Genomic DNA, 12,894 nt, shown 5'->3' on the forward strand with positions numbered 1-12,894 from the left:
CCAGCACACTGTGAAGTGTTCCTGCGGGAAGACGACCATCGGCCGACGTTCACGACAGAAAGGCTGAGTAATGGAAAACGACAACCCGAAAGTCGAAGAACTCGCTGTCAACGAATGCTGGGCCTTGCTCCGCACCAAGGAAATAGGCCGCCTCGCCGTGTCGGTGGACGACGACCCGGATATTTTCCCTCTCAACTACGTGGTCGACCATGGAACCATCGTGTTCAGATCCGCGCCAGGTACGAAGATGTCCGCCGCGTTGTCGAATCCGCGCGTCGCGTTGGAGGTCGACGGCTACCTGCCCGAGCCCCACGAAGCCTGGAGCGTAGTGGTCAAAGGGAGCGCTGAAGGGATTCGTGAAATCGGTGACCTGATGGACACCGTGGATCTCCCCCTGTCCCCGTGGCAGGGTGGCGCCAAGAACTTTTTCATCCGGCTCGTACCCACCTCGGTGACCGGTCGCAGATTTGCTGTTGCCGATCCCGCAGCTTGGCGAACTCCTCTTTCCGGTACGCGACGATCTCCGATGGAGTAGAACGCTTGCCGGCACCACCGGGACCACGCCAACCAACCGATCCTCGCCACGGCTACTAGCGAAACTCCCCTCGGCGGATGGCAACTCCGAATCGGGGTCGATCAACAGCAGCACAGCGACCTCCCCGATCGACTGCCCTCGCGGGTTCATCGGGCCGGTCTCGCGCACCGATCTCTACCCCTGTGCCAGTGTCACCCGCCGTATGGATGGACGGCGCTGCAGTCCGACCCGGAAGTTATCGGTAGTCGTCGGTCGCATCCGAGGCCGACCATGACAGCTTCCTAGTGTTCGTCGTCGCACCGAGGCGCGCGGACCGTGGGGTGTGTCGCGGAGTTGTCAGGCGAGCGCGCGGTCGGCGCACGGCAAGGCGGGGCGATAGCGCGCGGTGGCGACGACGAGGTCGGCGACGAGCAGCCCTTCCTGGTCGGGATCCATCGGGATCGCGAGGTCGTGACCGTCGGGGCCGAGAATCCGGGCGACACCGCTACCCCCGTGCAGCACGTCAGCGCGGCCCTCCGCCGCTGCCTGCCATCCGCGCACCGGGACTACCGCAGTCGGGGCCAGCAGGTAGCTGCGAGCCGCCCGCGCGTACAGGCGGCTGGCAGCGGTGCTCAGGTCCGCCGCGTCGATCCGAGTGTCACCGCGGCAGAACGTGAATCCGGGCCAGGACGCCAGATGGATGTGCTCGCCCGCCCGCTGCATTGCCCCGCACGCGCCGGACAGGAAATGGTCGGCGCCACCGAGCACCCCGATCGTGCCGAGTGCGGTCTCACGCAGCAGCGCGGGCCCGTCCGCCGTGCCGAACACGCTGCGTTCCAGGGCGGTGGGCAGCATCTTGCGGGAGACGGTGATGTCGCCCTGATCGTCGATCAGCGCCTGGGACATGAACACGCGGTTCCCGGCTCGCTCGGAGAAGCCGAGGCCGACGTGGATGCCTCGGCGGCGTGCGGCGTAGCGGATCGCGCGCAGCTCGGGGCCGTCGACGGTCATCGAATTGGCGTGGTACCTGGCGAGGATGTCGCCGTCCCACTCGACCGCGCGCAACCACATCCACCATGGGAAACCGGGTATGAACGTCTCGGGGAAAGCGACCAACCGGGCGCCCTGCTCCGACGCGGCCTCGACCAACGTGATGACCTGGTCGACGCCGGCGGACACATCCAGCCACCGAGGCTCGGCCTGCACAGCCGCCACTCGCACCCTGCTCGTCATCGTCTCTCCTCGATCCAGCTGTGACACCTTCACGAGAAAGGACACGCGACACCGCCGGTCCTCACGCACCGACAGCTGAGATCACAGTCACCGAGTCCGCCGCCTCCGATCGGTCGCGCAGCACACGCAAGTGCTGGGATCTGGAACGACTACGCACGTCGTGGCACCACGACCCTGTTCGCCGCGTTCAACACCGCCGACGGCACCGCGATCGGCGAGCTGCACCGCCGCCACCGCACAACCGAGTTCCGCAAGTCCTGATCGCGGCCCTTTCGAAAACGTCGAGAACGGACGCGGGCGCGCGCCACTCGATCGACGAATCGGCATGTACTCCCGCACGGACCGCAGCTGCGAAAGATTCCATCTGAACCAGAGAGCGTCGTCTCGAACTACCGGTGGCGGCTGAGCCTGGCTCCGGGCGAACCCCAGTACGACGCCTACGAACAGCAACTCGCCACCGGCCCGGTGATCACCGTGCCCACCATCACCCCTGGCCAGCGGCTTCGCGGCCCCACCAAGGACGGCATGCGCTGCCGCGCCGAGTTCACCGGCAGATGCGAACACCGTGTCCTCGATGGGATCGGCCGCAATGTCCCGCAGGAGGCCCCGCGCCCGTTCGCCCAGGCGATTATCGACGCCGACCACCTCTGAGGACCCCCGGGCCGCCGGGCCGGTAGCGCTTACCGGTCCGGCGGCTTCGGTATCGCCTCACAAGGATCCGCGGTCTCGGAAGCGGCCATCGGCATCGAGTTCGATGACGGTGTCGATGCCGAGGCGCCGCAGGAACGGGTAGTCGTGGCTGACGACCAGCACAGCGCCGCGATAGGCGACCAGCGCGTCGACAAGCTGGTCGACGCTGGCGATATCCAGGTTGTTCGTCGGCTCGTCGAGGACCAGCAACTGAGGCGGCGGATCGGCGAACAGCAAGCGCGCCAAGTAAACTCGGAACCGTTCACCGCCCGACAGCGTCGAGACCGGTCGCTCGACGCTGGTGCCGCGTAATAGCATTCGAGCCAGGTGGTTGCGGATCGTGGCGGGCGGGGTGGCCGGGGACGCCGCGTGCACGTTCTCCAGTGCGCTGACCTGGTCGTCGAGGCCATCGAGGCGTTGCGGGAGGTAACCGACCCGATCGGTGAACAATGTGCCGGATCCGCTATCCTGCAGCAAGCTCTCGATCAGCGTCGACTTCCCGGCACCGTTGGGGCCGACAAGGGCGACGCGTTCGGGCCCTTGAACGATGACGCTGCGGTCGCCGTCGCGGAGTTCCGCGATGCGCCGGCCGCGCTGCACGTCGGGATCGGGCAGATCGAGACGGATGTGCTCCTCACGCCGTACCCGACTCGCCGCTTGATCCAGAACACTCTGGGCCGCTAGCACTTTCGCATCAAGCGTGGAACGCATCGCCCCCGCCGACGCTTGCGCCTTACTGGCACGATTGCCCGCCAGGATCCGGGGAATGCCACCGTCGCGCTGCGTCGCCTTTCCCGTGCGCTCCCGCCTGGCCAGCTTGGTCTCGGCCTCGACGCGTTGCCGCTTCTCGACTTTCAACGCCTGCTCGGCAGTGCGCGCGGCCTGCTGCGCCGCGGCCTGTTCCTGCTCGACGTACTGCTTCCAGGCGCTGTAGGGCCCACCGAACACCTCCAGGGTCGTACCGTGCAGTTCCGCGGTGGCATCCATGCGCTCGAGCAGCTCGAGGTCGTGGCTGACCACCACAAGGGTTCCGGGCCACGAATCCACGAATCCGGAAAGCACGGCCCGGGTTCCACGGTCGAGATTGTTGGTGGGCTCGTCGAGCAAGGTGATCGGGGTGCGCCGAACACGCAGCCCTGTGATTGCGACGAGAACAGCTTGCCCCCCGGAGATCTCGCCGACGCGGCGGTCCAGATCGGCTGCGCTGAAACCGATCTCGTGCAGGGCCTCGTCGGCGCGAGCCTCGATGTCCCAATCGTCGCCGATCGTCTCGAAGGGTTCTTCGCCGGTCGCACCGGACTCGATGGCACGCAGGGCGGCGAGTTTGTCTGCGACGCCGAGCAATTGGGCGATAGTCGCGTCGCGGCCGAGGGTCAGTGTCTGGGGAAGGTACCCCACCTCCCCGGTGATGTCGATGCGCCCGGAGCTGGGTGTGAGTTGTCCCGCGACCAGGCGCAGCAGCGTTGATTTGCCGGCGCCGTTACGGCCAACCAGACCGGTGCGACCCGTGCCGAATGCCCCGTTGGTCCGGGACAGCGCGACGGTTCCGTCGGGCCATTCGAAGGACAGGTCGTGCAAAGTGATCGCCGAGGGCGTGGATGTAGACATGGATGTTCGACTCTTCCTGCTCGTCAAACGAGCGACCGCAAAGGACTCGGATGTTTGCGGATGCCGTCGAAAGCGACGCGGCGAGGCCGAGGGTGCGCGCCATCGCGGCGCACTAAAGCACAGGCAGAAGGCACATTCCAGAGTTGAGGGAACGTGTCGTCGAGAGCGCCGCCTTCGAGAGGGCGGCTACAGTCTGTCGACCTCTTCCATGAGCACACGGCCACGTTACCACCGAGCTGACGCGGCCGGGATTACGTCACCTACAGCGTCAGGCGACCGATGCCGCCGGCACCCGCGCCGAACAAGACTTCAGCTATGGCAAAACTGAGTGTGGTCGCGAAAACAGCGACACCATCGACATCTTCTACGAGGACCACGGCAGCGGCCGCCCTGTCGTGCTCATTCACGGGTACCCGTTCAACGGTGCGTCCCGGGAGAAGCAACAACGCGTCCTGCTCGCGGCCGGCTACCGGGTGATCACCTACGATCGCCGCAGTTTCGGTAACTCCAGCAACTGGAAACGCCGTGGCAGTGCCGGTGGATGCCCGCCCGGGTTCGACTAGACGCTCATTAAGGGGCGCGATGCGCTCGAGCGGGCGTTCAACAAAGCGAAGCATTGGCATGGTGGCACGACTCGTTACGACAAACTGGCCCGCACATACGGTGTGGGCCCTGTTTCGGGGCCTTCGGTTATCCTTGTGCCGTTCCTGTGGACCAGGTGATCGTTCCTCCGTCGTTGCGGTAGAGCACCAGATTGCCGTTGTCCTCCAGGACCAACGTCGACGGGCCCATGGTCCACGTTCTCGATGACCATGCCGCGGCCCCGCTGCCGGTGTACAGGACCAGGTTGCCGTCGTTCTGGTTGACCAGATTCTCTCCGTTCGTCGTCGCGGTCGACCACAGCACTTCCCCGCTGTTCCGATAAAGCACCAGGTTGCCATCACCCTGTAGCCACAGTTCGTAGAGTCCGTTGCGGGACCGGAGCGCGGACGCGCGGGGCAGGGTCGCGCCCGCCGCCAACCGCTCGGGCCAACTCGGGACCGGCGTGACACCGTCACCACGCAGCACCGCGCTGACATCGGTGGTAATCGGCTCCTTGCTCGCCATCGTCGTGGTGACCAGGCCGAAGTGGCACTCGGGATCATCGGCGGCGGTGCAGCGATCGCGGTAGGAGTAGACGATCAGCGGACCCGCATATGGCAGCGCACGCCACATCCGGACGCCCTGCACAAGGTACTTGCTGACGGTGCTCGCGCTCGGGATGGCCGCGAGTCCGGCTGTCGGATAGCCGAATTCGGTAGCCCACACCTTCTTCGCGGTGTCGCCGTAGCGAACCATCACCGAGTGCACCAGGGCGAGCTCACCACACGGCGTGGACTCCGAGGGTGGCCCGAACATGTTCCACCAACGATTGACGCATTCGGGGTCGGCAGGGCCTTTGCCCGAGTTCCACGCCGGATACGGGTGGTGCGCGACGGCATCGAAATAACCGCGATACCCACGGCTGTACGCCCAGTCCAACCAGACCGACGGCGCGTTCGGATTGGTCCCGCCCTGCACCGTCCCCGCGCCCGAAGCCCCGGCCAGAACAACACACCCGGGACAGCGCGCCTTCACCCGCGGGTAGGCGAGTTTGACGAGCTGCCAGTAACGCGCTTTGCGGTCGCCGACGAAGTTGGCGAAGTTCACGAAGTTCGGTTCGTTCCAGATCTCGTACGCCTGGACCTTGTCGCCGAAGTGCGCGACCGTGCGATCCACGATCGAGGTCCAGTCCTGGTCACGGGTCGGGAACCATTTGTCGCCGCTGTGACCGCCGTTCGCCCACGGCGGCGCGTAGGCGAGGACGAGCAGAACCCGCATTCCGCGGGCGGCGGCGGCATCCACGACCGGGTCCAACCGGTCCCACCGCAGCGGCGCCCCACGGGCCGGTTCGACCGACCACCAGTCGAGGTCGAGGCGTAGCAGCGGAACCTTGGGCGCCACCGCGGACTGCATGGCGGGTAGACGCCGCACGATGTCGGCACCGTCACCTGAGCCTTCCGCGAAGCCGACGTCGGCGGACGTGAAGGAATCGGCGGGCGCTGCCATCGCCGGGCCAGGCACAGCCATCACCGACAGCGTGCTCGCGACCAACGCGAGCACCGTATTTCCGACGCGAATTCGTCCGAGCTGGTCGAGAATCGATGTCTTCATCCAGAAGGCCCTTCTGTATGAAATCTTCGCGATCGATGCGTGTGCTGTAGTGTGCGCCGACTCCCACGAAGGCCCCGAATGACACGCCGTCAACGAGGTTTCGTCACCCAGTCCGGTCTTGGTGCTCGGTTTCGAGCCTGATTGCCGATCAACCTGCCGTTCCCGGCGCAGCCACCGAACAGCAGGTACAGCCCGGTGTCGGTGAAGCCGACCGCGGTCAGCATCAGGACAAGCGTGCGAGTCGCGAAACCGCAGGCAGAGCGCGTGGGGTTCAACACCACTCAATCTGAGAGATCCTCGAGAAACCGACGACATCAGCGGAGGCCACCCAGGCCCGAGGCGTCTGCAGCCTCGCCGGGCCCACGCAGCTCCACTCCGCTCGGAATCGCGGTGCCGGTGACCGGCCGGATACCGTAGCCTCGTCCTTATGAGTGTCCAGGCTGGGGTGGCTTCACCGCACGACCACGTCGTGAGCATTTATGACGGACTGGATGAGCTGGCCCGCAATGTCAGCGACTTCCTCGGGCAGGGGTTGGACACCGACGGTGCGGCCGTGGTGATCGCCACACCCGCCCATCGCGAAGCCATCGCGACGCGGTTGAGCGAGCACGGCTTGGACTTGGCTGCCCTCACCGCGGCCGGCCGCTATCGAGCCCTGGATGCCGCGCAGACCTTGGCGAGCTTCACCATCGACGGCGCGCTCGACCGGGCTCGTTTCGCCGAAGTGATCGGCGAGGTCATCGCCGCTGCGAGTGCGGGTGGGCGTTCCGTGCGCGCGTTCGGTGAGATGGTGGCGCTGCTGTGGGCCGACGGCGATCCGGCCGCTGCGATCGAGCTCGAAGCGATGTGGAACGAGTTGGCTCAGAGCCATCGGTTCCTGCTCTACTGTGCCTATCCCCGTGACATGCTCGCCGGCGCCGACGATCTGGTGCGCCTGCAGCAAGTGTGCGCCCATCATTCCGAGATCGTCGCTCCCGACAGCTACACCGCCGCCCAGCCCGAACTCGGGCCGAGCGCCGACCCGGACAGCGATTCTCGAACCTATCTGCCGGTACCCAGCGCCGTCAGCGCCGCGCGCCGATTCGTCACCGGCAGGCTGGGGGAATGGCAGCACGGCCCCGCGGTCATCGACGATGCCGCCCTGGTCGTTTCCGAACTCGCCGCCAACGCGGTTGCCCACGCGCACACCGCGTTCCGGATCCGTCTGTCCCAGACCGAGGGGATGGTGAAGATCGAGGCCGAGGACCTCAGCCCGCGCCGACCGGTTTTGGGCACCGACCGCGGAAGCGCGGTGGGTGGACGTGGTTTGATCCTGATCGCGGCACTGGGCAGCCGATGGGGCAGCGAACCGGCCCCGGCAGGGCACGCCAAGAACGTGTGGTGCGAAATCCCCTCCCCTGACCTGAGGGAAGGACTCTGAGATATGTCGATCGATCTTTCCGCGCCCGCGCGCGGTACCTCGGTGGCCAGGGCGGCTGGTGCACTGATCGATAAGCGAAGCGGCGGCTGCCACGATCATGCCTGCGTGGCGTATACCACCCGCGCTGAACGCGACCGCGCCGCCGTGGAATGGCTGCTCGAGGGTGCCGCGCTCGGGCAGCGGCTGCTCGCGGTCACCGACGACGACGATGCCGGTGACCGCTTGCGAGCCGCTTTCGCCGCGGCCGATGCCGGCTACGAGCTGACCCATACCTCCCTCGGGGAGGTCTACGACTTGTCCGCGCCGATCGACGCCGAAGCCCAGCTTGCTCATTTCCGGGGCGAAGTCGCATCGGCCATCGACGCGGGTTTCGCGGGCATTCGCGTCTTCACCGACATCACCGCCCTGAACCTCGATCCCGCACGCCGTCCCGGTCACCTCCGGTGGGAACACGTCGCGGACGCGTTCATGGCCGGTGGTAACCCGGTAGCCGCGATGTGTGCCTACGACCTCACCGCGACCGGCGAGGATCTGGGCGCGGTCATGGCCGTACACCCGTTGCGCCACGGCCCCTCCCGGGTCCCCACGACGTTCGGGATGTATTGGCGAGACGGCCACCGTTTCCTGGAGGGAGAGATCGATCAATTCAGCATTCCCGCCCTGATCGGCGCGCTCGAGGTCTTGCCGAGCGAGGGCGCCGACCTCGACGTCAGCGGTCTGGCGTTCCTGAGTGTGCGCGCCTCGGCGGTACTGGCGGGCATGGATCCGTCCCAGCGTGCACACCGGTCGATACGGCTGGTCAACGCCCATCCCGTCGTCGAGCGGGTATGGACCGTGATGGATTTCGATCCCCGACGGTTGATCAAGCGCACCGATTCCTGAGCCGGCTTCGTGCGGATTGCCGTCGTGGCCTATCGGTTCGATCGCGACTTCACCACCGCCGCAACGAATCTGGTGAGGGTCGCAGATTTCACCTAGGTGTCGACCTGGGCCGGATGGGCGTGTGACATCCCGCCCGATAACCTGCAGTCCCGCGCCGACTCGGCGTCACAGCAGGTGAGTGGTGAGAAAGTCGATCTGATCGATGAGGATCTTCTCCACTACCGGCGGGTGATAGACGGTGAAGTGGTCGGCGTCGTAGTGGTTGAGGGTGGCGCGGGGCGCAAACGACGTCACGATGCACCCAACCGGGCGCGGTGCGTCTCACACAGTTTCCAGATCGCGTTGCGGATGCGTTCGTCCAGGACAGCGTCGGGCCATGGGGTCGGGATGGCCTTGGTGTTGAAGTAGGCGCCGTTGGTGTTGCGGACCTCGGGGCTGGTCGCGAGATGAATGCTGGACCGCGTGGCCCTGAGCAGCGCCTTGTGGCCATAGACCACCGGCATCGCCAGCCGCAGCAGCGGCACGATCGGACGCGCCAGCGGTGGGTAGGTGCCGATGGCGAGGCCCCTGTTCATCGAGGTGTACGCATGTCCGGGGTAGGCCACGTTCAGCGTCACCGGTGCCCCTTCGACCTCCTGGGCGAAGCGGTAACTCATCGCCATCTGGGCCAGCTTGGTCTGGTTGTAGAAGGACAAGCCGACGTAGGACTTCTCACCCTGGAGGTTGTCCAGATCGATCCGGCCCTTCGGGATGCCGCCGGTGATGTTGATGACCCGGGCCGCACCCGAGGATGTCAGGGCCGGCATCAGCCAGTGCGTGAGGCAGAACGGCGCGACCACGTTGACCGCGAACGCTGTCTCGATACCGTCCTCAGTCATCTCACGATGAGATCTGGTCGCTCCCGCGTTATTGATCAGCACGTCGACGCCACGACTCCGGGTGCTGACCTCCTCGGCGAGGCGCTTCACGTCGCCGAGCCGGGAGAGGTCGGCAGTTATCGCCTCGACTCGGTGGTTCCCACTGGCGCGGAGTTCCTCCACGGCGGCATCAGCGCGGTTCTTGTCGCGCCCGACGAGGATCACGCGTGCGCCCATTTCGGCCAACTGTCGCGCTGTCTCTTTACCGATCCCTCCGGTACTTCCGGTCACCAGCACGGTCTTGCCATCCACAACCATCACTCCGCTCGCCGAGATTCTGACACTTGGTGACACTCTAGTCACCAAGTGTACGGCTTAGTCTGAGTGCATGAGTGAGGGACTGAGGGAACGGACCCGGCGAGCCGTGCGGGCCGAGATCGCCGAGGTAGCCATCGACTTGTTCACCCGCCAGGGCTTCGAGAACACGACTGTCGATGAGATCGCACATGCAGCCGGCATGACCAAGCGCAGCTTCTTCCGGTACTTCCCGACCAAGGATGACGTCGTCTTCGACGGCATAGACCTCACCGGCGCGGACGTGGTCGCCGACATCGCCGCTCGACCTGCGGGCGAAAGCCCCTGGGAGTCTCTCCATCACGTACTCCGCGCCCGGCTGGGCGAGATCCATGCCAGTGAGCAGGTCCTGGTTACGTTGCGGCTGATCGAGGCCACCCCCGCACTGATAGGACGACTCCACCAACGACGAGCAGAGTGGCGAGGGCGAGTCGGTGACGCGCTCCAGGCTCGCCCGGGCGTCGAGATCGACGCGTACGCAGCAGATCTACTGATCAACGCCGCGGCCGCTGTACTGGATGCCGTGTCCAGTCAATGGGTCCGATCAGGCGGCAAAGCAGACCGCTCCAGTCTTCTCGACCAAGGATTCCTCCACGTCCACGTAGATCCCGACCCGCAATAGTTCCAGTCCTCGGCACGTCGGCGACTCGTCGTTGACGTCCTCTATCAGCCGACGACCAGACAGAACGGGTGACCGGCCGGATCCAGCAGCACCCGCCACCGGTCGACGCTCGGCAGGTGGTCCACCCTGACCGCGCCGAGACCCAACGCAAACTTCTCCGCCGCATCGAGGTCCTCGACCCTGAAGTCCAGGTGTAACTGCTGCGGCACGTCCTGGCCGGGCCACGAGGGGGCTCGGTATCCGGTGACCCGCTGGAAGCCCAGGTCACAACCCGAACCATCGGTCAGAGCGACGAATTCGTCGGCGTCGTAGCCGAGCTGCATGCCCGTCAGCTCTCGGTAGAACCGGGCAAGAGCCCGGGGATCAGCGCAGTCCAGAATCACGCCCCGCAGTGTGGCTTTCGGCATCATGTACTCCTCGGTCATCGGTGTTCGCGGGCCGCGCGGCGGTCGCCGCAGGTAGTCATCCAACGCGCTGTCGTGGGTCGGCTCCACTCCTTTTCGGGCGGCGGACAACTCCAAACCAGGGATCACATACGTCTCGCCCAATCGAATCGCAGCCGAGGCGGGAATCAGTATCGGCACGCTTTCCCGATACTTCACACCCGCCCGTGGTCCGGTTCAGCGACGCGGTGATGCCAGCAAGCCGGGTTCCGCCGGTGTGGGCGGTCCTTCGTGAGCACCGTCGATACCGGATTGTCTTGGCGGCCTTCATTGTTCGATGCGTAGGTCCATCGCTGCGTGCTGACGGCGACGTTCGGGTTGTCCGTCGAGTTCGCCGTGGGCGAGGGCCCAGAGATTCGGCGTGCGACGGGTGGAGCCGCGCCGGCGTTTGCCGTTGAGCTTCGCCGCTCGAGGAATTCCTGGCCGTGGGTGAAGGCCGGAGGCCCACCGTGACACCTGTACGGAACCGGCGTAGCCCCTACTCCTTCACGATCTCGACCACACCGTTCCGAGCCCCTGGCTCGAGGCCGCCGACGTCCTCGTCGGAGTCCATGGCATCGGCGGTTGGACGGCGGCCCGGGGCCCACGCGGCGATGAGGACGGCCGCACCGATCGTCAGGAATCCCAGCACGATCGCGGATTCCCGCATGCCGTGCAGGAACGCGGATTTCGCGAAGTCGCCGAGTTGCTGGGCCACCGGTCCCGCCCGCGCAACCACCTCGAGGGCAGCCGCGAGCGAATCACCGACTGGTTCGCGGGCGGCCTCGGGAAGGCTCGGCAGGGCGGGTGCGATCCGCTCGCCGTATCCGGCGGCGAGCACACTGCCCGAGATGGCGATGCCGATGGCGGCGCCGACTTCACGTGCGGCATCGTTGACCGCGGCGGCGACACCATGCTTCGCCACAGGTGTGCCGTCGACGATGGCGGCGGTCGCGGGCGCGGTGCACAGCCCGATTCCCGCGCTCATCAGCAGCAGCGGACCGAGGACGTCCAGGTAGGAGGTGTGCACGTCGACCTGCGCGATGAGAAACATCCCGGCACCGATCGACGCGAGACCGGCGAAGGCGGGGACCCGGAGTCCGAACCGCGTCGCGAGCCGGGGTGCGATCACGGAGATCATCACCATCGGTAGACCCATCGGTGCGAGCGCCAGTGCCGAGACCAGCGGACGGTAGCCGAGGATCAGCTGAAAGTACTGCACGATCAGCATGAACAGCCCGAAGGTCACCAGGAACTGCACCGTCACGATCGCGGTGCCGCTGCCGAAACCCCGGTCGGCGAACAGGCCGACATCGATCAGCGGATGCGCCACCCGCTTCTCGACAACGACGAAGACGACACCGAGCACCACACCGGCGACCGTCGCACCGACCACCAACGGATCGAGCCACCCCCGCGCGGGCACCTCGATGGCGGCCACCACGATCGCACCGATGGCCAGAGCGCTGGTCACCGTACCGAGCGGGTCCATCGCCGACCGTGCGGTGTCGACCGATTCGGGCAGAGTGCACGCGGCCACCGACAGCAGCGCGCCCGCGATCGCCATCCCGACGAAAATCGCGACCCAGGACCAATTTTCGATCAGCACACCGGAGCCGAGGATGCCGAGGATCGCGCCGACACCGGCGACTCCTGCCCACAATCCGACCGCGCTGCCCCGGCGTTCCACCGGGAAGCCGGCGGTGATGAGCGACAGCGTGGACGGCATCACCAGTGCCGCACCGATTCCCGTGAACACCCGCGTGGCGATCAGCCAGAGCGGGCTGTCGAGCACAAGGGGCGCCGCCGAACCGACGGCGAAGATCACCAGTCCGACGATGAGGACGATGCGCCTGCCGTACCTGTCCCCCAACGCACCGCCCGGCAGGACCAGACAGGCGAGGGCCAGCGTGTAACCGTCGACGATCCAGGTGAGTTCGGCCTGGCTGGCGCCGGTATCGGCCGCGATCTGCGGCAGCGCGGTGTACAGCGCGGCCATCGAAGCGGTGACCAGAACCACGGCGAGACAAGACAACGTCAGCAGGCGGCGCTGGACGGAAGACAATCGGGCACGTCCGGTGGAAACCATCTGTCCTCCG

General features: G+C 66.3%; 11 protein-coding genes and 2 pseudogenes. 6 read left to right on the forward strand and 7 right to left on the reverse strand.

Going from position 1 to position 12,894, the window contains the following annotated elements; translation table 11 throughout:
• Nucleotides 1–70 precede the first annotated feature (70 nt).
• Nucleotides 71–535, forward strand: a complete 465-nt coding sequence (locus HYG95_RS00560; RefSeq protein ID WP_067487757.1) for a pyridoxamine 5'-phosphate oxidase family protein — start codon at nt 71–73, stop codon at nt 533–535.
• A 336-nt stretch (nt 536–871) separates the two neighbouring features.
• Here the strand turns inward: HYG95_RS00560 and HYG95_RS00565 are convergent, their stop codons facing one another.
• Nucleotides 872–1,747 carry a nitrilase-related carbon-nitrogen hydrolase gene (locus HYG95_RS00565; RefSeq protein WP_181696035.1) on the reverse strand — a complete coding sequence of 292 codons (876 nt, stop codon included), beginning with the start codon at nt 1,745–1,747 and terminating at the stop codon, nt 872–874.
• A gap of 378 nt (nt 1,748–2,125) precedes the next feature.
• Between HYG95_RS00565 and HYG95_RS00570 the strand changes: the two are divergent.
• Nucleotides 2,126–2,398: pseudogene (locus tag HYG95_RS00570) on the forward strand (alpha/beta hydrolase); the annotation flags it as partial.
• Between the two features lie 57 nt (nt 2,399–2,455).
• Here HYG95_RS00570 and HYG95_RS00575 read toward each other — a convergent pair.
• A complete protein-coding gene (locus HYG95_RS00575; RefSeq protein ID WP_181696036.1) occupies nt 2,456–4,045 on the reverse strand; it encodes an ABC-F family ATP-binding cassette domain-containing protein in 1,590 nt (529 codons plus the stop codon).
• Between the two features lie 353 nt (nt 4,046–4,398).
• Here HYG95_RS00575 and HYG95_RS24590 point away from each other — a divergent pair.
• Nucleotides 4,399–4,557, forward strand: a pseudogene (locus tag HYG95_RS24590) (alpha/beta fold hydrolase); the annotation flags it as partial.
• 178 nt (nt 4,558–4,735) lie between these two features.
• Here HYG95_RS24590 and HYG95_RS00585 read toward each other — a convergent pair.
• Nucleotides 4,736–6,238, reverse strand: coding sequence for a hypothetical protein (locus tag HYG95_RS00585; RefSeq protein ID WP_181696038.1), 1,503 nt, complete (start codon nt 6,236–6,238; stop codon nt 4,736–4,738).
• A 427-nt stretch (nt 6,239–6,665) separates the two neighbouring features.
• Between HYG95_RS00585 and HYG95_RS00590 the strand changes: the two genes are divergently transcribed.
• Nucleotides 6,666–7,658 (forward strand): MEDS domain-containing protein, encoded by a 993-nt coding sequence (locus HYG95_RS00590; RefSeq protein ID WP_181696039.1) that lies wholly within the window; start codon nt 6,666–6,668, stop codon nt 7,656–7,658.
• Nucleotides 7,659–7,763: 105 nt separating this feature from the next.
• Nucleotides 7,764–8,540 (forward strand): MEDS domain-containing protein, encoded by a 777-nt coding sequence (locus HYG95_RS00595; RefSeq protein ID WP_181696040.1) that lies wholly within the window; start codon nt 7,764–7,766, stop codon nt 8,538–8,540.
• Nucleotides 8,541–8,705: 165 nt separating this feature from the next.
• Here the strand turns inward: HYG95_RS00595 and HYG95_RS24595 are convergent, their stop codons facing one another.
• Nucleotides 8,706–8,834, reverse strand: a complete 129-nt coding sequence (locus tag HYG95_RS24595) for a hypothetical protein (RefSeq protein WP_255494919.1) — start codon at nt 8,832–8,834, stop codon at nt 8,706–8,708.
• Entirely contained in the window at nt 8,831–9,709 is an 879-nt protein-coding gene (locus HYG95_RS00600; protein ID WP_220138907.1) for an SDR family NAD(P)-dependent oxidoreductase, read from the reverse strand. Before HYG95_RS00600 ends, HYG95_RS24595 begins: the two co-directional genes overlap by 4 nt.
• Before the next feature lie 76 nt (nt 9,710–9,785).
• On the opposite strand from HYG95_RS00600, the gene HYG95_RS00605 reads away from it, so the two are divergent.
• Nucleotides 9,786–10,373 (forward strand): TetR family transcriptional regulator, encoded by a 588-nt coding sequence (locus tag HYG95_RS00605; RefSeq protein ID WP_220138908.1) that lies wholly within the window; start codon nt 9,786–9,788, stop codon nt 10,371–10,373.
• Nucleotides 10,374–10,417: 44 nt separating this feature from the next.
• On the opposite strand, the gene HYG95_RS00610 is transcribed toward HYG95_RS00605, so the two are convergent.
• Both HYG95_RS00610 and HYG95_RS00615 read right to left on the reverse strand, forming a co-directional pair.
• Nucleotides 10,418–10,957 (reverse strand): VOC family protein, encoded by a 540-nt coding sequence (locus HYG95_RS00610; protein WP_370465628.1) that lies wholly within the window; start codon nt 10,955–10,957, stop codon nt 10,418–10,420.
• A gap of 337 nt (nt 10,958–11,294) precedes the next feature.
• A complete protein-coding gene (locus HYG95_RS00615) occupies nt 11,295–12,884 on the reverse strand; it encodes an MFS transporter (protein ID WP_181696042.1) in 1,590 nt (529 codons plus the stop codon).
• Between the last annotated feature and the right edge of the window lie 10 nt (nt 12,885–12,894).

It is taken from the genome of Nocardia sp. GTS18, assembly GCF_013839555.1.
GTDB classification, from domain to species: domain Bacteria; phylum Actinomycetota; class Actinomycetes; order Mycobacteriales; family Mycobacteriaceae; genus Nocardia; species Nocardia rosealba.